Origin of the sequence: Nonomuraea sp. KM90 (genome assembly GCF_052246675.1) — a bacterium.
Classification (GTDB): Bacteria; Actinomycetota; Actinomycetes; order Streptosporangiales; family Streptosporangiaceae; genus Nonomuraea.
Genome location: NZ_JBQQCB010000001.1, coordinates 231,590 through 251,820 on the forward strand (window position 1 = coordinate 231,590; position 20,231 = coordinate 251,820).

Below are 20,231 nucleotides of genomic sequence, written 5' to 3' on the forward strand. Positions count from 1 at the left end.
CGGTCGGACTTTACACATTTAGAACGAAATCGGGCGCGTAGTTCTTCCGATCACCGGCGTCGTTGACAGTGTAATAGTGACAGTGTCATTGTGAGGGTATGAGCGAGACCTGGACGATCGGCGAGCTGGCCGAGCACGCGGGGCGCCTGCTGCGCGACGGCGCGCCGCCCCCTGCCAACGGCCGGGTCCGGGACGTGCCCGGGGAGCGGCTGATCCGGTGGTACACGACCATCGGGCTGGTGGACCCGCCGCTGACCCGGCGCGGCCGGATCGCGCGGTACGGGCGGCGGCACCTGCTGCAGCTGGTGGCCGTGAAGCGGTTGCAGGCGACCGGCCGGTCGATCGCCGAGATCCAGGCGATGCTGGCCGGGGCGACGGACCGGATGCTGGAGACGGCGGCCCGGGTGGAGGGCACGCCGGTGCCGGACGCGGGCCAGGCGGGCGGTGCTGCCGGTGGACGTGCCGGTGGCGGTGGGCCGGGGTCGCGGGCGGGCTCGTTCGACGGGGAGACGGCGCGCGGGCGGTTCTGGGCCGAGCGGCCGGGTGCCGAGACCGCGCGCGCCCACGGAGCGGCACCGGACAACGTCCCGCCGAAGCCTGGAGCGGGCCGTGCTGAGGACGCCGGTGTCGCGCCCGGCCATCCGGCCGCGGGCAACGGCAACACCTCCGGACCGGGGCCCGCAGCCGGCCGCCCGCAAGGCACACCCGCTGGGGCGCAGCCCGCGGCGGACCACGCGCGAAACGCACCCGCTGCGCCGGAGTCCCCGGCCGGACACCCGCGAAGCGCAACCGCTGGGGCGCCGCCCGCGGCGGGCCACGGGCGGGGCGCGACCGCGCTGCCCGGCCGTCCGGCCGGACCCGGGGGCGCGTCCGACGAGAGTGCCGGGGCGGGCCCGCGCGGCGCGCATGCCGTGCGCGGTCGGCCGGCCGACGCGGGGCTCGGCCCGGGTGTCGCGCCTGCCCGAGCGGGGGGCGACGACACCGGTGGAGCCGGCGGGCCGACTCATTCCGGGGAGGCGGGCCGTGGAACTGCCGCTTCCGCGAAGTCGGGGGCCGGGCATGGCGGTGTGGCGTCGCGGGCGAGCGTGGTCAGCGGGGTCAGGCTGGGAGACGGGGTGCGGCTGGTGCTGGACGCGGGCCGGGTTCCGTCCGAGGAGGACGTACAGGCGGTGCTGGCGGCGGCGGGGCCGTTGCTCGCGGTGCTCGAAGAGAGGGAGCTGACATGAAGATCACTTCGCTGGAGCCCGCACGGTGCCTGCCGGTGCCGGACGCCGGGATCGGCGCGCTGCTGACCGAACGCGGCAACCTGCCGCTGGAGAGCGTGGACGTGACCGCGGACATCTCCGGGCTCGTCGCCGGGGTCGAGGTCACGCAGGGGTTCAGGAACCCGTTCGACGTCACGCTGGAGGCCACGTACGTCTTCCCGCTGCCCGACCGGGCGGCGGTGACGGGGTTCCGGATGGAGGCCGACGACCGGGTGATCGAAGGCGTGCTGAAGGAGCGCGGGCAGGCCAGGGCGGACTACGACCAGGCGCTGCGCGAGGGCAGGCGGGCGGCGATCGCCGAGGAGGACCGGCCGGACGTGTTCACGATCAGGGTGGGGAACATCCTGCCCGGCGAGCGCGTCTCGGTCCGGCTGACCATGAGCCAGCCGCTGCCGTACGAGGACGGCGCGGCCACGTTCAGGTTCCCGCTGGTCGTGGCCCCGCGCTACATCCCCGGCAGCCCGGTCGACGGGCGGCCGGCCGGTGACGGCACGGCGCCCGACACCGACGCCGTCCCCGACGCCTCCCGGATCAGCCCGCCCGTCCTGCTGCCGGGCTTCCCCAACCCGGTGCGGCTCTCGCTGGCCGCCACCGTGGACGCCGCCGGTCTGGAGTTGCGCGAGCTGGCCTCCAGCCTGCACGTGGTGGAAGACGGTCATGAGGGACCCCCCAACGGACAGGCCCGCACCGTACGCCTGCGCCCCGGCGAGCGCCTCGACCGGGACTTCGTGCTGCGGCTGTCGTTCGACGCCTCCACGTCGTTGCAGCTCGACGGCCGGGGGACGTTCGCGCTCACCGTGCTGCCTCCGCCGCTGCAGGCCACCCGGGCTCCGCGCGACCTGGTGCTGCTGCTCGATCGTTCCGGCAGCATGAGCGGCTGGAAGATGGTCTGCGCCCGGCGGGCGGCGGCGCGCATCGTGGACACGCTGACGCCGCAGGACCGGTTCGCGGTGCTGGCCTTCGACTCGGTGGTGGAGCAGGCGTTCGAGGGGCTGGTGGAGGCCTCCGACCGCAACCGCTACCGGGCGGTCGAGCACCTGGCCCGGGTGGACGCCCGGGGCGGCACCGAGCTGCTCGAACCGCTGCGCCAGGCCATCGCCCTGCTGGGCGGCCAGGCCGGGCGGGAACGCGTCGTGGTGCTGGTCACCGACGGCCAGGTGGGCAACGAGGACCAGATCCTGGAGCAGGCGGGCGGCGCGCTGTCGGCCATGCGCGTGCACACGGTGGGCATCGACCGGGCCGTGAACGCCGGGTTCCTCGGCCGCCTGGCCGGGCTCGGCGCGGGCCGGTGCGAGCTGGTGGAGTCGGAGGACCGGCTCGACGCGGCCATGGAGCACATCCACCGCAGGATCGGCGCTCCCCTGGTCACCGACCTGTCGATCAAGGGTCTCGAGGTCGAGCCGGGCACGGTCACCCACCTCGGCTCGATCTTCCCGGGCGTGCCGCTGCGCGCGTACGGACGGCACCGCGAGGGCACCTCGGCCACCGTACGCGGGCTGGCGGAGGGGGCGCCGTGGGAGGAGCGGGTCGCCGGCGTGACGGTGGACAACCCGGCCATCCGCGCCGTCTGGGCCCGGGCCCACCTGCGGGAGCTGGAGGATCGGTACGCCATGGGCGAGCACGACCTGGAGACCCGGATCGTGCGTACGTCGCTCGAATACGGCGTGCTGTGCCGCTTCACCGCGTACGTGGCCATCGACACCAGGCAGGTCGCCGGCGAAGGGCCGGAGCACCGGGTCATCCAGCCGGTCGAGCCGCCGAGCGGCTGGGAGATGCCGCGGGCGGCGCCGATGGTGGGCGGCTTCGCGGCCAACGCGATGCTGGCCGCCGCCCCCATGAGCGTTTCCCGGATGTCCGGGCCCGGCCTCGACGTGGCGGACATGGAGCAGGGGTTCGTGGCCGGCGGGCCGCAGGCCGGCGGGTTCGGCGGGCCGGCGGGCCGGGGGCCGGGCGGGCCGGAGGCGGCCATGCCGAAGGGGCCGAAGCGTGCTCCGGCGGCGCCCGGTCGTGGGCGGTCCGGCATGTACGCGGGGCGGCCCACGCAGCGGCCGGAGTCGGTACGGCCGCAGCTGGTGGCCGAGCTCGACCGGCTGAGGGCTCTTCCGGTGCCGGATCCGGCGTACCTGGCGGATCTGGGCACGCGGCTGGCGGCGCTGGCGGCGTACCTCGGGGGGAACGAGGAGTTGGAGGCGCTGGCCCGGGAGCTGGAGGCGGCCGAGCGGCCGGGCGCGGCCGACGCCCGGGCGCTGCACGACCGCGCCGTCGAGGTGCTGACCGCGTTGGTCGGCGGCGGCTCACCGCCCCCGGGATCGGGATCGGGACCAATGCCGGGACCGGGGGCCGGGTCGGGACCGGGGGCGTTGCCGGGCTCCGGCGGCCCAGGGCCGATGCCGGGAGCGGGCTCCGGGCCGGGGGCCGGGACTTCCGGTGAGGGCCGGCGCGGCCCCTTCTGGAAGCGCGCCTGACCGGCTGGATCCCACAGGCCGTTGCCGCGCGGGCGCGCCGCCTCCCCGGGGCGGCGCGCCCGCTCCGGGGAGGTCACATGATGGGCGTCCATTCCCGGAGCAGCACGATCTCGTAGCCGTTCACGGCCGTGTACGGGTCCTCCCGGAGGATCTGCCGGAGTTCGGCCTCGTCCGCCACCTCGTAGACGTGCAGCGCGCCGCTGTCGTCCGCCCAGGGCCCGGCGGTCACCAGGCGCCCCCGCTCCTGGAGCCGCCGCAGGTGTTCCCGGTGCGCGGGGCGGGCCGCGAGCCGCCGGGGGTCGCCGTCGAAGGCCAGTTGCAACACGTATCTCGCCATGCCCGCACGCTAGGGCCCGGCGGTCCCGGTGCTCAGCATCGCGGGGCACGGGGGTGGTGTATCAACGGATACATGGCGTACACACTGGCGGACCTGCCCATGTTCGAGGAGCTCGGGGAGGAGCGGCTGCGCGGGGCGGCGGCGGTGGCCCGGCTGCGGCGCTACGCGGCCGGGCAGGTGCTGTGCACCGAGGGGGATCCGGCCGATCACCTGATCGTGCTGCTGGCCGGGCGGGTGAAGGCGGGGAGGGTGAGCGCCGAGGGCAGGGAGGTGGTGCTCGCGGTGGAGGCCGCGCCGGTGGCGTTCGACAAGACGGCCCTCCTGGTGGACGGGCCGCACCGGGCCACGCGCACGGCCCTGACGGAGGTGGAGGTGGCCTACCTGCCGCGGACCGCCGTGCTGGAGCTCGTGGACGCCGAGCCGTCGGTGGCGGCGCGGCTGCTGCGCACGCTGGCCGCCACGGTGCGGGACCTGGACGAGCGGCTGCTGGACGCGGCTGTGCGCGACGTGCCGTCGCGGGTGGCCGCCTGGCTGGTACGCCGCTGCGCCGCCGCCCGCGTACCGGACACGCCGCCGGACGGGCAGGTGGACGGGCCGCCGGACGGGCACGCGGACGCCGGGCCGGTACCGCTGCACGGCGGGCACGCGGACGCCGGGCGGGTGCCGCTGCACGGCGGGCAGGCGGGGCTGGGGGCCGAGATCGGGGCGAGCAGGGTGAGCGTCAACCGTGCCCTTCGCCGGTTCGAGCGACGGGGGTTGATCGCGATCGGCTCCGGGGAGGTGGTGGTGCTGGACCGCCCGGCCCTCGCCCGCCTCGCCGCCGTTCCCGCGCCCTCCGCGTAGGCCCCATGCTCCCGTGATCGCCCAGCCCTCACAGGGTGCGCCGGGAGGCCGGTGCAATTACGTGCGGGTGTCTATCCGAGCCGGTCAGGCTGTTCTATCGTCACTGAGCATGGCGACCTCTCGCGCCCCTCTCCGCTTCGTCGAGGCGGTGTCCGCCACCGTCTCGGAGCACCGGAGGTCAGGTTTCTTCTTCGACTTCGACGGCACGATCGCCCCGATCATGCGAGATCCGGCCGCCGTGTTCCCGGTGGCCGGCGCGGTGGAGCGGTTGCGGGTGCTGGCGGGGCTCGTGAGCAGGGTCGCCGTCGTCTCGGCCCGGCCGGCCGCGTTCCTGTCCGACCGGTTCGCGGGCGCCCCCGAGGTGCGCGTGTTCGGCCTGTACGGCATGCAGACCGTCGTCGACGGCCGCGTACGCACCGACGCCGGCGCCCAGCCCTGGGCCCCCGTCATGGCCCGCCTGGTCGCCGACGCCGCCCGCGAGCTGCCCGGCGAGGTGCTGGTGGAGGACAAGGCGCTGCTGGTGGCGCTGCACTACCGTGCGGTCCCCGCGCTGCGCGGCGCGGTGGAGCGCTGGGCCTCCGACAAGGCGGCCGAGCTGGGACTGCGCGAGCAGTACGGGCGCATGGTCGTCGAGCTCAGGCCCCCGGTCGAGCTGGACAAGGGCACGGTCATCGAGCGCGAGACCGAGACGCTCACCCGCGCCTGGTACTTCGGCGACGACCTGTCCGACGGCCGGGCGTTCGACGCGCTGCGCGGCCGGGAGGAGCGGGACCCGGCGTTCCTGGGCGTCAGGGTAGCGGTGGCGAACGGGGAGACCGGCGACGAGCTGGCGCGCCGGGCGGACTTCACGGTCGAGTCCCCCGAGGACACGCCTGACCTGCTCGACCACGTCATCGGCGCGTTCCCGGGGCATCCGTCGGCTCGTACCCTGGATAAGTGACGACACTTGTCCTGGACGGAGGGCTGGCCACCCAGCTCGAGCGGCTCGGCGCCGATCTGCGCGACGACCTGTGGTCGGCGCGGCTGCTGCTGGCGGAGCCCGAGCTGATCCGCGCCGCCCACGCCGCCTTCTTCGCGGCGGGGGCCGACGTGGCCACCACCGCCAGCTATCAGGCCACGATCCCCGGCTTCGCGCGCCGCGGGCTGGACGTGGCCGAGGCCGAGCGGCTGATCCGGCTGTCGGTGGAGCTGGCCGGGCAGGCCCGGGACGAGGCCGGGCACGGGCTGGTGGCGGCCTCGGTGGGCCCGTACGGCGCCTACCTCGCCAACGGCGCCGAATACACCGGCGACTACGACCTCGACGAGGACGGCCTGTACGCCTGGCACCTGCCGCGCTGGGAGATCCTCGCCGCGGCCGGGGCCGACCTGCTGGCCTGCGAGACCCTCCCGTCCTACCCGGAGGCGCGGGCGCTGGCCCGGCTGCTGGCCGGCACGACCGGCGTGAAGGCGTGGGTGAGCTTCTCCTGCCGCGACGGCGAGCGGCTCAACGACGGCACGCCGATCCGCGAGGCCGCCGCCCTGTTCGCGGGGAACCCGAAGGTGGTGGCCGTCGGCGCGAACTGCACCGCGCCCCGCCACATCCCCGGGCTGATCTCGTGCCTGTCCGGCGGCCTGCCCGTGGTCGTCTACCCGAACTCGGGCGAGACGTGGGACGCCGCCGGCCGCCGCTGGCTGGGGCTGACCGATCCGGTGGAATACGGTCAGGCCGCCACGGAATGGCAGCGGGCGGGGGCGTCGCTGATCGGCGGCTGCTGCCGTACGACGCCCGAGCACATCAGGCAGATCCGCGCGCACCTGTCCTGAGCCACCGGCAGACCGGCAGGCGAACGGCCCCGCCGTGAGCACGGCGAGGCCGTTCGCAGAGGACCTCCGCGGGGTCCTCGATCGTCTGGACCGGCGGAACCGGGCGGCCGGTCAGGCGGTCGCGGGAACCGTGCCGCGCCGGCGGCCCAGCACGCGGTCGAGCGCGAGCGCGCCGCCGCCGGTGAACCCGACGGCCAGGCTGGCCGCGGCCAGCGCCAGGACGAACTCGTAGCCACCCTCGCCGCTGAGGCCGTTGGCGCCGTGCACGAAGGCGATCGCGCCCAGCATGTCGAGGGCCAGCAGCGTGCCCACGATCGGCAGCGCCGCGCCCACGATCAGCGCCAGGCCGCCCACCACCTCCAGCGTGGCCACGGCCGGCGCGGCCACGCCGGCCAGCGGGATGCCGGCGGATTCGAAGAACTTGGTCGTGCCCGCGATCCCCATGGTCGCGAACTTCTGGTAGCCGTGCACCAGGAAGATCACCCCGATGGCGATCCTGGCGAGCAGCAGGACGACGGGACGCGCCTGGTCCACCATGCGGCCTCCTTGATTGTTGTTCAGATTTGAACGACAACTCTAGCAGTGAATGTTCAAATCTGAACGAGCCGTACACTGAGGCGGTGACGGACCCCCGATGGCTTGACGCGACGGAGATGGCGGCGTGGCGCGCCTTCCTGTCCACCTCCCACCTGCTCGAGCGGCGCATCGAGGAGCAGCTCAAGGCCGAGGCCGGGCTCACCCACCCGCAGTACGAGATCCTGGTGCGGCTCGCCGACACCCCGGGCCGCCAGATGCGCATGACCGAGCTGGCCAGGGGCGTGGTGGTGTCGAAGAGCGCGCTGACGTATCAGGTCGGCCAGCTCGAGAAGGCCGGCCTGGTGGAGCGCACGACGTGCCCGTCCGACGACCGCGGCGTGCTGGCGGTGCTCACGGAGGCGGGCCGGCGCTGCCTGGAGCGGGTGGCGCCGGGTCACCTGGAGGTCGTGCGGGCCTACCTGATCGACCGGCTCAGCCGCGAGGAGCTGCACGCGATGACGAGCGCCATGCGGAAGACGGAAGAGGCCTTACGGTCCTCCGTGTGAGCCGTCTCCGGCGGACGCACGGAGGTCACCCCCCAGGCCGCGGCTATCCCTTGGCCGCGGTGGCGCGTGCCGCGCGCTCCATCTCGACCCGGGCGCTGGCGGCGTATTTGTCGACGTATTCCTGCCCGGACAGCTCCATCAGCGCGTACATGATCTCGTCGGTCACCGCGCGCAGCACCAGCCGGTCGTCCTCCATCCCGTAGTAGCGGGAGAAGTCGAGCGGCTTGCCGAACTTCACGCCCGGCCGGATGCCGACCTTGGGCAGCGGGCGTCCCGGCGGCATCATCTCGTACGTGTTGACCATCGCCCACGGGATCACCGGCACCCGGGACTCCAGGGCGAGCCGGGCCACGCCGGTCTTGCCCTTGTAGAGGCGGCCGTCGGGCGAGCGGGTGCCCTCGGGGTAGATGCCCAGGATGTTGCCCTCGCGCAGGATGCGCAGCCCGGTGCGCAGGGCCGCCTCGCTCGCCTTGCCGCCCGAGCGGTCGATCGGCACGGTGCCGACCCCGCTGAAGAACAGCCGGGTGAAGAAGCCCTTGATGCCGCGCCCGGTGAAGTAGTCGGCCTTGCCCAGCGAGATCACCTTGCGGCGGATCTGCAGCGGGCCGAAGAAGTGATCGGCGAAGGACAGGTGGTTGCCGGCCAGGATCGCGGGGCCCTGCCTGGGCACGTTTTCCGCGCCCTCGGTCCACGGCCTGAACACGAGGTGGAGGAACGGCCCCAAGATGGCCTTGACCACCCAGTAGAACACCCTGGCACCTCTTCCCTGCGCCGCTTCGTCGGCGAGCATTGGCGAGCAACGTTGGCGAGCAGAGTCATCTTCCCATCTCGAAGGCCATGCTCCTACATCAGCTCTCGCACAAACACCCCGGAACATGCGACGATCGGGCCGTTCTGGAGGAAATCGCCGGAATGAAACAGCACAGAGGAGCTGTTATGCCGCTCATGCCAGGCGCGGAGCCTTACCACCACGAAGCAGGCCAGGTCGGCGTGCTGCTGTGCCACGGGTTCACCGGCACGCCGCAATCGTTGCGACCGTGGGGTGAGTATCTGGCCGGGCACGGGATCAGCGTCTCGCTGCCCCGCCAGCCCGGACACGGCACCAGATGGCAGGAGATGAACAGGACGCGCTGGGAGGACTGGTACGCCGAGGTGGAGAAGGCGTTCGCCGACCTCCAGGGCCGCTGCGCGGAGGTGTTCGTGGCGGGGCTGTCGCTGGGCGGCTGCCTGGCGCTGCGGCTCGCCGAGGTGCACGGCACGGCCATCCGCGGCGTGGTGGTGGTCAACCCGTCGATCGCGAACGACGTTCCCCTGCTGAAGCTGGCTCCGTTGCTCAAATGGTTCGTGCCGTCGGTGCCCGGCGTCGCCAACGACGTCAAGAAACCCGGCGTGACCGAGCTGGCCTACACCCGCACCCCGGTGAAGGCCGCGGCCTCGCTGCCGGGGCTGTGGTCGCTGGTGCAGGCCGACCTGGCGAAGGTGACACAGCCGTTGCTGGTCTTCCACAGCGCGGAGGACCACGTGGTGAAGCCGACGAGTGTCGCGATCATCCGTGAGAAGGTCTCCCAGGCCACGATCGAGGAGCTTACCGATAGCTACCATGTTGCGACACTGGACAACGATGCCGACAGGATCTTTGCCGGGAGCCTCGACTTCATCCGGACACATGCCTCGGTACCCTTGCAGAGGGACTGATCGCACCCAGGGGGAAGTCGCGATCGCTGCGGAGAGGCCCATCTAGGTGACGCCCCAGAGTGACGAGGACGAGGTCTGGCGGCAGATCGTCGCGTCCTTCAACGACACAGCCGAGCACGACTCGGCCGACCAGCCCTGGCCGGACAGCGAGAACGTCCCCGCCGAGCCCACCCGCCGGGTCGTCAAACCTCCGGAGGAGGAACCCGGGGACCCCGGGGATCCCCGGGACCCCGGGGAGGACGACGACGAGCCGCGGGACGAGGGCGACGACGAGGAAGAGGGGCACTTCACGCCCCCGCCGCCGCCTCCCCTGCCCAAGCTGGACCTGACGACCAAGCTCGCGTGGGTGGCGCTGTTCGGCGGCCCCGCCTATCTGCTGGTCGCGGCGATGGCGAGCTGGCACATGGAGGGGTGGGCGCTGTTCACGGCCGTGGCGGCGTTCATCGGCGGGTTCGTGGCGCTGGTGGTGCGCATGGGCGACGGCCCGCCCAACGACTCCGGCTGGGACGACGGCGCCGTCCTGTAGGACGCGCCCGGCACTCCTACGACTTCTGCGTGGTCGTCCGGGGCGCGAACGACTCCACGACGTCGGTGTATCGGTCGGCGGTGTCGACCGCGTGCCCGACCGCCCAGACCGTGCCCTTGCCCGCGAGATAGGTCACCGCCTGCAGGCGTACGCTGCTCCTGCCCTGCTTGACGGCGCCCCGGATGATCTCGCAGTCGCTCTTCTCGCAGCGCATCATGAACGGCTCCGCCGCCCGCGCGGGGTCGTAGCCGGTCATCCAGTAGCGGCCCTTGCCGTCGCCCGTCACGCCGTAGAGCCTGGCCTCGGAGCCGGGCAGCGACAGCTCGCGCCAGCGCTTGCCGTTCCAGGCCAGCGCCAGCGGGGTGATGTCGCCCGGCCCGCGGTAGACGCCGCCCACCGCCACCGCCCGCTTCGAGCTGTCCACCTGCACGTCGCGCAGGTAGCCCCCGGGGATGGCGGGCAGCGGCATGGACTTCCACGAGCCGCCGGAGCTGTGCACGATCAGCGGCTCGGTGCCGGTGTCGCCGACGGCGAACCCGCCCGCCACCGCGTAGAGCGCGCCCTTCTCCTTGGTCTCCTGCACGGTCCAGGAGTTGCCCTGGCCGGTGAGGATGAGCCCGTTCTTCTCGCGGCTGCCGACCGCCACGACCCGCCCGGACTTCGCGTCGACGCCGCCGAGCCAGTCTCCGGCCCGCAGCCCCTGCGGCCTGACCCGGTCGAACCCGGCCGCGTCGCCGTGCACGATGTACGGCAGCCCGTCGTGCCCGTCGCCGACCGCCCACACGTCGGAGGAGGAGGCGGCGGCCAGCCCGCGCAGGTTGCCCGCGGCCGTGCCGTCGCGCACGCCCACCTCGGCCCACCTGCGGCCGTCCCAGTGGCGGATGGTGCCGCGGTTCTTCCAGACGTCCCAGATCTCCTGCTGACCCACCGCCCACACGTCGCTCGGGGAAACGGCGAGCACGTCGGAGAGCGAGCCGTCGGCCTGGAGGCGCACGCTGGTCGACTGCTGCCACGCCTCGGCGGCGGGCCGTGGATCGGCATGCGCGGCGGGCGTGACCTGCGTCAAGGCCACGGACGTCGCCAAGAACAAGGAGAGCGCACGCCGCTGAGAGCGACGGGTCATGAGGAAATGCTACGGGCTGGAGAGCCGGTCTTGCCCGTTAGTGCCCAACTCGCAACTCGGCGACAACGGGCAGGTGGTCGCTGGCCCCGGCCAGATCGGCGATCGGGGCGTCCACTCCCCCGCACGACACGACACGCGCCTCGCGCGCGGCGAACACCCCGTCGATGCGTACGGAGGGCCCGGCGGCCGGGAAGGTCGGCCCGTCGCCCTTGGGAGCCACCGCGTAGCAGTCGGCCAGCCGCCCGGCGAGATAGCGCCAGGCCGGCTGGTGGGCCTGCTCGTTGAGGTCGCCGGCGAGCACGATCGCCGCGCCGTACGCCGCCGCCACGCGCTCCATCAGCGCCACCGCCTCGGCGGCGTGGTGCACCCTGGCCGGGTCGTTGAGGTCGAGGTGGAGCGAGCCGACGGCCAGCCGCGCCCCCTCGGCCTGCACCACGGCGACGGCCAGCCCCCGCCGCTCCAGCCCGAGGAAGGCCCGCAGCCGGTGGCTCTCGGCGTGCAGCACGCGGGCCCGCCGGCCGGTGAGCACGGCCACGCCCCCGACCCGGCCGGGGGTGGCCACCGTCAGCCCGACGGCGGCGGCCAGGGCACGCCGCCTGGCCCGCCACCGGCCGAACCTGGGCGCCTCCTGCACGCACAGCACGTCGGCGCGCGCGGCACCGATGACCCTGGTCAGCGCGGGAACGCTGTCGCGCAGCCCGTGTAGGTTGTAGGTCGCGACCCTGATCGTCACGTGCGGGCGGCGGCTCTAGCGCTGCCTGGCCAGGTCCGCGGCGCCCACCACCCCGGCGGAGGCGCCCAGCTCCGCCAGCTTGATCTCGGCGAGCGGCCGGTGCCCGCGCCCGGTGATGCGCTCGGCGAAGGACTCTCTGGCCCGGTCGATGAACAGGTCGGCGGCCCGGGAGACGCCACCGCCGACGATGAAGCACCCGGGGTCGAGGATGGCGGCCAGGTCGGCCATGCCCTGGCCCAGCCAGTCGGCCAGGCTGCGGAAGGCGGCCAGCGAGGCGTCGTCGCCCAGCCGGGCGGCCTCGGTCACCTCCTCGCCCTCGATCGTGCCGCCGGCCAGCCCGAGCAGGATGCCCGCCCGCTCCGGCTCGGCCGCGGCGATCTCCCTGGCGTCCTTGACGAGGGCCTGGCCGCTGGCGTACTGCTCCCAGCAGCCGATGTTGCCGCACCCGCACTGCCGGCCTCCGGGCAGGACCTGCATGTGGCCCAGCTCGGCGCCCATGCCCCAGCGGCCCCGGTAGAGGGCGCCGTCGAAGACCAGGCCGCCGCCGATGCCGGTGCCGAGCGTCAGGCAGACCACGTGGGACTGGCCCCGGCCGGCCCCGAACCGGGTCTCGCCCCACGCCATGGCGTTGGCGTCGTTCTCGATCACGACCGGGAGGCCGACGAGGCCGCTGATCTTCTTCTGCAGCGGCTCCTCGCGCCAGGCGAGGTTGGGGGCGAAGCGCACCATCGACCGGGTCTCGTCCACGAACCCGGCCGCGCCGACCCCGACGGCCTCGATCTCTCTACCGTGCGACAGCTCGCGAACGACGTCGGCCACCGTCTCGGCCACCACCTCCGGGCGGTCGGCGGCGGTGGGCCTCAGTGTGTGTTCGACGATCTCGCCATTGTCGTCGACCACACCGGCGGCCACTTTCGTCCCGCCAATGTCGACACCGATCGTGAGCATTTGCGCCGTTCTCCCTATCCGAGATCTATGTGTTCCACATTGTCGCGGCGGCCGTCGTCGGTGTCGCGATCGCGGTCGTCGCGCGGCCTGCGGGGGGCGGCGGGCCTGCCCAACGCGTCGAGCGCGCCGCGGAACGCGGCGAACAGCTCACCGCCGGCGGCCACCAGGTGCCCGGTGACATCACCGCCGGACTCGCGCTGCGCCGCGATCGCCCGGCAGACCGGGCAGGCACGGCAGATGTACTCGTCGTGGGATTCGGACACGGCCTCTTCCCACACGTCCCGCTCCCTGCGGCCGCCGCCGGTGAAGGAGTTGAACATGGTCTTGCCGACCTGGCGGGTGGCCCGCCCCTGGATCGACTCGAACAGCTTGCGCGCCTCGTCGGCTACGGTGCCGATCGGGTCCCTGGCGGGATCCCTGTCATTGCTCTCGGTCATCTTGGCCCTCCCTGCGTTTGGGGTCGCTCATCCATTCAACTCATCAGGTCGCGGATTCGCTCCCCGAGTCGGACGGTAGCGCGGGCGGATCGCCGGCGGCACCGTCCGGGGACCACGTGACGCGGAGCACCCCGTCGCGCAGCACCGCCCCGCTGATCCTCCTGCGGGCCAGCGCCGCGGGCAGCGCCAGGATCCTCCGGTACGGGCCGGCGGTGACGATCAGCTCGTCGCCCTTGCGGGCCAGGTCGATGTCGTCGCGGTCGGCGCCGGGCAGGGCGAGCGCCACCTCGTCGGCGCTCATCCGCAGCGGCGGCTCGACGGAGTGGGCGGCGAACGGGTCGGACTCGCCGTACATCGCGGCACCCACCTCGGCCAGCGCGTCCTTGCCGACGGGCTCGGCGGGCAGGTAGGGGACGACGTGTATGGGCAGCGGCGCGAACGACTGCTCCGCCTCGGACAGCAGCCGCGACTGCGCCGCCACCCACTGGGCGCGCCACTCGTCGGCGCCCTCGGCCGGGAAGACCCGGTTGGCGATGACGGCGTCGACGCGGTAGCCGTACAGGTTGAGCGAGGTCAGGGTGCGCCTGGCCTCGGCGAGCACCACGGACTCGGGCGTGAGCACGAGCCGCACGGACGCGTGGTCGCCGGTGAGCAGCTCGCGCACCTCCATGAGGCCGCGGTGGAAGCGCTCCGCCGCGCTCATGACGTCCTCGCCGGGCGCGCTCACGTGGGCCACGCTGCGCACGAACGGGGAGACCAGCCGCACGATCTTGCGGCCGACCGGCATGAGCCGGGTGACGTGCCAGTCGAGCGCCTCGGGCAGGGCCAGCAGCCGCAGCGTCTCGGCGGTGGGGGCGCAGTCGACCACGATCACGTCCCAGCGGTCCTCGCGGGCGTGCTCGCGCAGCTCCAGCAGGGCGATGACCTCCTCGGCGCCCGGCAGGACGGTGATCTCCTCGGAGGTGATCTCGTCGAGGCCCAGATCGACCAGCACCCCCCGGGCGTAGCTCTGCAGCTCGCCCCAGTGGCGCTCCAGCGTCTTCTGCGTGTCGACCTGGTGCAGGTGCAGGCCCGGCGCGATCTCCCCGGGCTCGGCCCCGAGCGCGTCGGCCAGCGAGTGGGCCGTGTCGGTGGAGACGATGAGCGTCTTGAGGCCGCGACCGGCGGCCAGCGTGGCGGTCGCGGCGGCGGCCGTGGTCTTGCCGACGCCGCCCTTGCCGGTGAAGAGCAGGACCCGCGGGCTCAACTCAGCGGCCTTCGACGCGCTTCTTGAGGCCCTTGAGCGCGGTGTCCACGATCACCTTCTCGGCCTTGCGCTTGATCAGGCCGATCATGGGCACGCTGAGATCGACCGTGAGCTCGTACGTCACGTCGGTGCCACTGCCCGCGTCGGTGAGCCGGTAACTCCCCCGGAGGTCGGAGACCATCTTCCCCGGCTCGACCACCTGCCAGCTCACGCCGCCGTCGCCCTGCCAGGTGTAGCCGAGGGTGTAGGAGTCGCTGATCGGGCCGGCGTCCAGCACGAACCGCACCGTCCGCGCCCTGCCGTCCTCGTCGCTGGTGAGGACCTCGGCGCTCTTGACCTGCCCGGCCCACTCGGGGTAGCTCGGGAAGTCCGCGATGACCGCCATGACCTCGGCGCGCCCGGCGCCGATGGTGGTGCTCGAAGTGGTGCGATCAGCCATGCGACCACCGTAGTGCACAAACCGCTACTTGCGGCGGACCCCTGAACGGGGCCCACCGTAGTGCACAATCCGCTACTTGCGGCGGACCCCGGATGGCGTCACCACTCCAGGACGTAGGGGACGCCCCGGCCCCGGAAGTGGCCCACGTTCACGCACTCGGTACGCCCCACGCGGGCGCGGGCGTGCAGCGGGTTGTGGACGTGCCCGAACAGGGCGTACCGCGGCTGCGTACGCCTGATCGCCTCCAGCGTGGCCTGGCTGCCGCGCTCGAACCGCCGGGCCACCACGTCGTAGAGCAGCTGGGGCAGGGCGGGCGGGATGTGGCAGCACAGCACGTCCACCTCCCCGACGGCCTCGACCTTGGCGGCGTACTCCTCGTCGGTGAGCTCGTGCGGGGTGCGGTAGGGGGTCTTGAGCCCGCCGCCCACGAAGCCGAACCGCAGGCCGCCGATCTCCGCCACCTGCCCGTCCAGGACCTGGTGGCCGGGCCCGAGATAGTCGCTCCACAGCCGCGGGATGTCCACGTTGCCGTAGGTGAGGTAGGCCGGGGCCGGCATGGCGGCGAACAGGGCCGCGTACTGGGCGCGTACGTTCCGCTCGATGTGCTCGCGCGGATCGCCCTCGAGCGTCGCCCACAGCCGCGCCGACATGGCCCTGGCCTCGTCGAATCGCTTGGCCGTGCGCAGCGCGATGAACTCCCTGGCGTTCTCGGCGCCGAACAGGTCGGCGAAGATGCCCTGCGCGTGGTCGTCGTAGTCGACGAACAGGATCAGGTCGCCCAGGCAGATCAGCGCGTCCGCCCCGTCACCCGCCCGCGCCAGGGCGTCGGCTCTGCCGTGGACGTCGCTGACGACATGGACCCTCATGGGGAAAACTCTACGGGCGGCGGCTGCTAGCGTGAGGAATGCCCTTCATAACGCCTCAATGACGGAGCTACCGGCGCGTAACTTAAGGCGGTAACGTCCAGGCGGTCCCCGAAGAGGAGTTGATCCGTGCGCGAGTACAGCGTCCCCGTCCTGGTCGATGTGCCGGCTTCGGCCTGCCTGTCCGACACCGTCTTCCGGCGGGCCGAGCAGGAGCCCGGCGCGATCGTGATGCGCCGCAAGGTCGGCTCCGGCTGGCCCGTGGTCACCGCGGCCGAGTTCCGCGACCAGGTGGTGGAGGTGGCCAAGGGACTGATCGCGGCGGGCGTCGAACACGGTGACCGGGTCGCGCTCATGTCGCGCACCCGTTACGAGTGGACACTGGCCGACTACGCCATCTGGTCCGTCGGCGCGGTGACCGTGCCGATCTACGAGACGTCCTCGGTCGAGCAGGTCAGGTGGATCCTGCACGACAGCGACGCGAAGGCGGCGTTCGTCGAGCTGGACGCGCACGAGGAGACCGTCCGGGAGGCGGTGCCCGAGCTGAAGCCGATCTGGCGGCTGGAGGGCACGCTGGAGACGGGAGCGGTCTCCGCCTCCGACGTCGACGAGCGCAGGAAGCTCGTCTCCGCCTCCGACCTGGCCACGATCGTCTACACCTCCGGCACCACGGGCCGCCCCAAGGGCTGCCGGATCACCCACGACAACCTGCTGTTCACCGCGCTCAACGTGCTGCGGGGGCCGCTGGAGCCGCTGTTCGCCCGCAAGGACCCGGCCGCGCTGCTCTTCCTGCCGCTGGCGCACATCTTCGCGCGGATGATCCAGGTCGTGCTGATCGAGGCGGGCGCCGTCATGGCGCACACCCCCAACATGAAGAACGTCGCCCCCGACCTGCAGGACTTCAAGCCGACGTTCCTGCTGGGCGTGCCCCGGGTGTTCGAGAAGGTCTACAACGGCGCCGAGCAGAAGGCCATCGCCGGCGGCAAGGGCAAGATCTTCGCCCGCGCGGTGGACGTGGCGGTGGCCTGGAGCAAGGCCGAGAGCTCGGGGGGCGCGCCGCTCGGGCTGCGGCTGCAGCGGGCGGTGTTCGACAAGCTGGTCTACTCCAAGCTGCGCGCGGCAACCGGCGGCCGGCTCTCGGCGGCGGTGTGCGGCGGGTCGGCGCTGGGCGACCGGCTGGGCCACTTCTTCCGCGGCGTCGGCATCGAGGTCTTCGAGGGGTACGGGCTGACCGAGACCTCCGCCCCGTGCTCGGTCAACATGCCGGGCGCCAACAAGATCGGCACGGTCGGCAAGCCACTGCCCGGTGTCACGCTGCGCATCGGCGACGACGGCGAGATCCTGGCCAGGGGCAGGAACGTCTTCCCCGGCTACTGGCACAACGACTCCGCCACGGACGAGGTGATCGACTCCGAGGGCTGGTTCCACACGGGCGACGTCGGTGAGCTCGACGCGGACGGCTACCTGCGGATCACCGGGCGCAAGAAGGAGATCCTGGTGACGGCGGCGGGCAAGAACGTGGCGCCCGGCCCGCTGGAGGACGCGCTGCGGGCCCATCCGCTGATCTCCCAGGCCATGATCGTGGGCGACGGGCGGCCGTTCGTCGCGGCCCTGATCACGCTCGACCCGGAGGCCATGCCCGCCGGCTCGACCGTCGCGGACCTGCGCTCCGACCCGAAGGTGCGCGACGAGATCCAGGCGGCGGTGGACCGGGCGAACCTCTCGGTGTCCAAGGCCGAGCAGATCAAGAAGTTCGCCATCCTGGACGTGGACATCACCGAGGAGAGCGGGCACCTCACGCCCACGCTCAAGGTCAAGCGCAATCTCGTGATGCGGGACTTCGCCAAGGACATCGACGACCTCTACAGCGGCCACTGACCCGGCCGGGGGGTACGGGGCCCCTCCTGGTAGCCGCCGGCCTGGACGCGGAACAGTCGCGCGTACCGGCCGTCCGCTGCCATGAGCTGCTCGTGGCTGCCCAGCTCCGCGATCGCGCCGTCCTCGAGGACCGCTATCACGTCCGCGTCCCGCACCGCGTCGAGCCGGTGGGAGATCAGCAGGCTGGTGCGGTCGGAGCGGTAGCGTCGCATGCGCAGTTGCACGTCGTGCTCGGCCTCCGGGTCCAGGCCCGAGCTGGGCTCGTCGAGGATCATGAAGTCGGCGTGCTCGCGCAGGAACGCCCTGGCCAGCGCCACCCGCTGCCACTGCCCGCCCGAGAGCGTGACGCCGGTGCGCACCTTCTTGCCGGGCTTGAGCGTCAGGGCGAACAACCTGGTCAGCGCGGTGTCGTAGCCGTCCGGCAGGTCGCTGATCGCCTCGTCCACGCCCGCTTTGACGGCGGCGGCGCGGATGCGGTCGAGGTCGCCGATCGCGGTCAGGTCGCCCACGGCGATGTTGTCGCGGGCGCTGAAGTCGTAGGTCATGTGGTCCTGGAACACGGCGCCGAGCCTGGCGCGCAGCTCGGCCGGGTCCAGGTCGCGCAGGTCCACGCCGTCCCAGTGGATAGACCCGCGCACCGGGTCGTGGAAGCGGCACAGCAGCTTCGCGAGGGTGCTCTTGCCCGCGCCGTTAGGCCCCACCACCGCGACGGCCTGCCCGTACGGGATCGTCAGGGTGACCCCGCGCAGCACCCAGGGCAGGTCGTCGGCGTAGCGGAACCACACGTCGCGCAGCTCGACGCCGGTGGCGAGCGGGCGCGACGGGGCGGGTTCGGCGGCCATGGGGAGGTCGGGCTCGCTGTGCGCGATCTCCGCGTGGTGGCCGAACAGCAGGAGCCACTGATGCACGCCCGCGATGCCGTTCACCAGCGACGACAGCCCGGCCTGCAGCCCCGCCACCGCGGCGATGAACATCGACACGTCGCCGATCGTGAGCCCGCCGCTCCGGGCGGCGACGACCGCCCACACCAGGCCGCCCCCGGCGATGAGGACGCCGAGCAGTTCCAGGCCGACCTGGATGAACAGCTCGCCGCGGTCCATGTCCCGTTCGGCGGCGTTGGCGGTGGCGCGCTCGTCCAGCATGCGGCGGCGCATGAACGCCCCCAGGCCGAAGAGCCGGACCTCCTTGGCCGCCTCGACGCTGCTGAGGAGGTGGGAGTAGAAGAACTCGCGGCGCCGCACCGGCGTCATGTCCAGCATCACCCGCGCCCGCCGCCGGGCCAGGGCCAGCTGCGCGAGCAGCGCGGGGACCCCGGCGACCAGCACGATGCCGGCCATCATCGGGGAGATCACGATGACCGAGGTGATGAAGCCGCCGATCGTCAGGACCGTCCGCATCAGGTCGAAGGCGCTGCTGATCAAATGCCTGGCCATCTGGCCGCCGGTCGCGGCCAGGCGGAGCCGGTCGAGGAACGCCGGGCTCTCGTACGGGCCGAGGCCGACGAAGCGCTCCAGTGCGACGAACAGCCGGTCGAGGGCGCGCATCGAGACCTGCCTGCCCATCTCCGCCCCGAGGTACATCCCGAGCCGCGGCAGCGCGGCCATGGCCATGCCGACGAGCACCAGGGGCGGGAGCAGGACCGCCAGCTCGCTCAGCGGAGCCCCGCGGACCAGGTCGTCGATGACCAGCTTGGTGAACCAGGCGACCGCGACGGGGAGGGCGGCCTGGATCAGGGTGACGCTCGCGTAGCACACCGCCCGTACCGGGCCGGCGTGCCAGACTAAACCCGCTGCCTCGGCGGCACTGCGCCGTATCGACCCCATGTCGCCACGGTAGGTCGCGTGGGGGCCTGCCGCGGGTGGGTCAGGGTGGGGCCGAAGTGGCGGTTTCCGGGGGGTCGGCGATGAGGAGCTCGCCGACGTGACCGGCCAGCGCGTCCCTGGCCGGAGGTGGCAGGCCGGCGTCGGAGACGAGTACGTCGGCCTCGGACAGCTCGGCGATGGTGCTGATGCCGACCGTGCCCCACTTGGTGTGGTCGGCGGGCACGACCAGGCGGGTGGCCGCCTCCACCAGGGCCCGGTCCGTATCGGCCTCCATCAGGTTGGGCGTGGTGAAGCCGGCCCTGACGGTCATGCCGTGCACCCCGAGGAACAGCACGTCGACGTTGAGCCGGCGGATCGAGGCCACCGCCATCGGGCCGACCAGGGCGTCGGAGGGCGTGCGTACGCCGCCGGTCAGCACGACCGTCTGGTCGGGGCGGCCCGCGTGCCGGAAGACGTCGGCGACGCGCACCGAGTTCGTGACCACGGTGAGGCCGGGGACGGTGGTCAGGTGGTGGGCGAGGGTCCAGGTGGTGGTGCCGGCCGACAGGCCCACCCGCCGCGTACCTCGGCCAGCAGCCCGCGTTCGGGCGCTGCGGGGCGAGCATCGGCATCACCAGATCCCAACAGGTTCCGACACGTCCGCGTTCGCATCATGACATGACTCCGGCGCCACGGCTTCCGGCAAATCATCACGAAACCGGGCGTTGACAGTCCGAAATGTTGGC

General features: G+C 72.9%; 20 protein-coding genes and 1 pseudogene. 9 read left to right on the top strand and 12 right to left on the bottom strand.

Features of this window, described 5'->3' with window-relative positions:
• Window positions 1-98: 98 nt before the first annotated feature.
• Window positions 99-1,226, top strand: coding sequence for a MerR family transcriptional regulator (locus tag ACTWPW_RS01405; RefSeq protein WP_443167727.1), 1,128 nt, complete (start codon window positions 99-101; stop codon window positions 1,224-1,226).
• Entirely contained in the window at window positions 1,223-3,730 is a 2,508-nt protein-coding gene (locus ACTWPW_RS01410) for a VIT domain-containing protein (RefSeq protein ID WP_375109167.1), read from the top strand. The genes ACTWPW_RS01405 and ACTWPW_RS01410 overlap by 4 nt, the downstream gene beginning before the upstream one ends.
• A gap of 73 nt (window positions 3,731-3,803) precedes the next feature.
• Here the strand turns inward: ACTWPW_RS01410 and ACTWPW_RS01415 are convergent, their stop codons facing one another.
• The gene (locus ACTWPW_RS01415) at window positions 3,804-4,067 is read right to left on the bottom strand and encodes a YciI family protein (RefSeq protein ID WP_375109166.1); all 264 of its coding nucleotides are present in this window, start codon (window positions 4,065-4,067) and stop codon (window positions 3,804-3,806) included.
• 72 nt (window positions 4,068-4,139) lie between these two features.
• Between ACTWPW_RS01415 and ACTWPW_RS01420 the strand changes: the two genes are divergently transcribed.
• From ACTWPW_RS01420 to mmuM, 3 genes are all read left to right on the top strand, one after another.
• A complete protein-coding gene (locus ACTWPW_RS01420) occupies window positions 4,140-4,910 on the top strand; it encodes a Crp/Fnr family transcriptional regulator (protein WP_443167728.1) in 771 nt (256 codons plus the stop codon).
• A 109-nt stretch (window positions 4,911-5,019) separates the two neighbouring features.
• Window positions 5,020-5,850 (top strand): trehalose-phosphatase, encoded by an 831-nt coding sequence (gene otsB, locus ACTWPW_RS01425; protein ID WP_375109164.1) that lies wholly within the window; start codon window positions 5,020-5,022, stop codon window positions 5,848-5,850.
• The gene (gene mmuM, locus ACTWPW_RS01430) at window positions 5,847-6,713 is read left to right on the top strand and encodes a homocysteine S-methyltransferase (protein ID WP_375109163.1); all 867 of its coding nucleotides are present in this window, start codon (window positions 5,847-5,849) and stop codon (window positions 6,711-6,713) included. The genes otsB and mmuM overlap by 4 nt, the downstream gene beginning before the upstream one ends.
• Before the next feature lie 111 nt (window positions 6,714-6,824).
• Here mmuM and ACTWPW_RS01435 read toward each other — a convergent pair whose 3' ends face one another.
• Window positions 6,825-7,250: a DoxX family protein gene (locus ACTWPW_RS01435; RefSeq protein ID WP_375109162.1), complete on the bottom strand. Its 426-nt coding sequence runs from the start codon at window positions 7,248-7,250 to the stop codon at window positions 6,825-6,827.
• Between the two features lie 83 nt (window positions 7,251-7,333).
• Here ACTWPW_RS01435 and ACTWPW_RS01440 point away from each other — a divergent pair, with 83 nt between their 5' ends.
• The gene (locus ACTWPW_RS01440; RefSeq protein ID WP_375109161.1) at window positions 7,334-7,795 is read left to right on the top strand and encodes a MarR family winged helix-turn-helix transcriptional regulator; all 462 of its coding nucleotides are present in this window, start codon (window positions 7,334-7,336) and stop codon (window positions 7,793-7,795) included.
• Between the two features lie 43 nt (window positions 7,796-7,838).
• On the opposite strand, the gene ACTWPW_RS01445 is transcribed toward ACTWPW_RS01440, so the two are convergent.
• A complete protein-coding gene (locus ACTWPW_RS01445; RefSeq protein ID WP_364135978.1) occupies window positions 7,839-8,546 on the bottom strand; it encodes a lysophospholipid acyltransferase family protein in 708 nt (235 codons plus the stop codon).
• Window positions 8,547-8,731: 185 nt separating this feature from the next.
• On the opposite strand from ACTWPW_RS01445, the gene ACTWPW_RS01450 reads away from it, so the two are divergent.
• Together ACTWPW_RS01450 and ACTWPW_RS01455 are read left to right on the top strand one after the other, a co-directional pair.
• Complete coding sequence (locus ACTWPW_RS01450; RefSeq protein ID WP_443167729.1) at window positions 8,732-9,490, top strand: alpha/beta hydrolase; 759 nt, start codon at window positions 8,732-8,734, stop codon at window positions 9,488-9,490.
• A 46-nt stretch (window positions 9,491-9,536) separates the two neighbouring features.
• Window positions 9,537-10,016 carry a hypothetical protein gene (locus tag ACTWPW_RS01455; RefSeq protein ID WP_375109159.1) on the top strand — a complete coding sequence of 160 codons (480 nt, stop codon included), beginning with the start codon at window positions 9,537-9,539 and terminating at the stop codon, window positions 10,014-10,016.
• A 16-nt stretch (window positions 10,017-10,032) separates the two neighbouring features.
• On the opposite strand, the gene ACTWPW_RS01460 is transcribed toward ACTWPW_RS01455, so the two are convergent.
• The 7 genes from ACTWPW_RS01460 to ACTWPW_RS01490 form a co-directional block, all read right to left on the bottom strand.
• Window positions 10,033-11,139 carry a hypothetical protein gene (locus tag ACTWPW_RS01460; RefSeq protein ID WP_375109158.1) on the bottom strand — a complete coding sequence of 369 codons (1,107 nt, stop codon included), beginning with the start codon at window positions 11,137-11,139 and terminating at the stop codon, window positions 10,033-10,035.
• A gap of 37 nt (window positions 11,140-11,176) precedes the next feature.
• Window positions 11,177-11,872, bottom strand: coding sequence for an endonuclease/exonuclease/phosphatase family protein (locus ACTWPW_RS01465; RefSeq protein WP_443167730.1), 696 nt, complete (start codon window positions 11,870-11,872; stop codon window positions 11,177-11,179).
• A gap of 15 nt (window positions 11,873-11,887) precedes the next feature.
• Window positions 11,888-12,820 (bottom strand): ROK family glucokinase, encoded by a 933-nt coding sequence (locus tag ACTWPW_RS01470; RefSeq protein ID WP_375109156.1) that lies wholly within the window; start codon window positions 12,818-12,820, stop codon window positions 11,888-11,890.
• Window positions 12,821-12,834: 14 nt separating this feature from the next.
• Window positions 12,835-13,257 carry a DUF5304 family protein gene (locus ACTWPW_RS01475; protein ID WP_375109155.1) on the bottom strand — a complete coding sequence of 141 codons (423 nt, stop codon included), beginning with the start codon at window positions 13,255-13,257 and terminating at the stop codon, window positions 12,835-12,837.
• A 43-nt stretch (window positions 13,258-13,300) separates the two neighbouring features.
• Window positions 13,301-14,503, bottom strand: a complete 1,203-nt coding sequence (locus ACTWPW_RS01480) for an ArsA family ATPase (RefSeq protein WP_443167731.1) — start codon at window positions 14,501-14,503, stop codon at window positions 13,301-13,303.
• Between the two features lies 1 nt (window position 14,504).
• Window positions 14,505-14,942 (bottom strand): SRPBCC family protein, encoded by a 438-nt coding sequence (locus ACTWPW_RS01485; protein ID WP_375109153.1) that lies wholly within the window; start codon window positions 14,940-14,942, stop codon window positions 14,505-14,507.
• Window positions 14,943-15,040: 98 nt separating this feature from the next.
• A complete protein-coding gene (locus ACTWPW_RS01490) occupies window positions 15,041-15,808 on the bottom strand; it encodes a metallophosphoesterase family protein (protein ID WP_375109152.1) in 768 nt (255 codons plus the stop codon).
• Window positions 15,809-15,934: 126 nt separating this feature from the next.
• Between ACTWPW_RS01490 and ACTWPW_RS01495 the strand changes: the two genes are divergently transcribed.
• The gene (locus ACTWPW_RS01495; RefSeq protein ID WP_375109151.1) at window positions 15,935-17,683 is read left to right on the top strand and encodes an AMP-dependent synthetase/ligase; all 1,749 of its coding nucleotides are present in this window, start codon (window positions 15,935-15,937) and stop codon (window positions 17,681-17,683) included.
• Here the strand turns inward: ACTWPW_RS01495 and ACTWPW_RS01500 are convergent.
• Entirely contained in the window at window positions 17,668-19,506 is a 1,839-nt protein-coding gene (locus ACTWPW_RS01500; RefSeq protein WP_443167732.1) for an ABC transporter ATP-binding protein, read from the bottom strand. The two genes, ACTWPW_RS01495 and ACTWPW_RS01500, sit on opposite strands and share 16 nt — an antisense overlap.
• A 40-nt stretch (window positions 19,507-19,546) precedes the next feature.
• A pseudogene (locus tag ACTWPW_RS01505) lies at window positions 19,547-20,059 on the bottom strand (DeoR/GlpR family DNA-binding transcription regulator); the annotation flags it as partial.
• Between the last annotated feature and the right edge of the window lie 172 nt (window positions 20,060-20,231).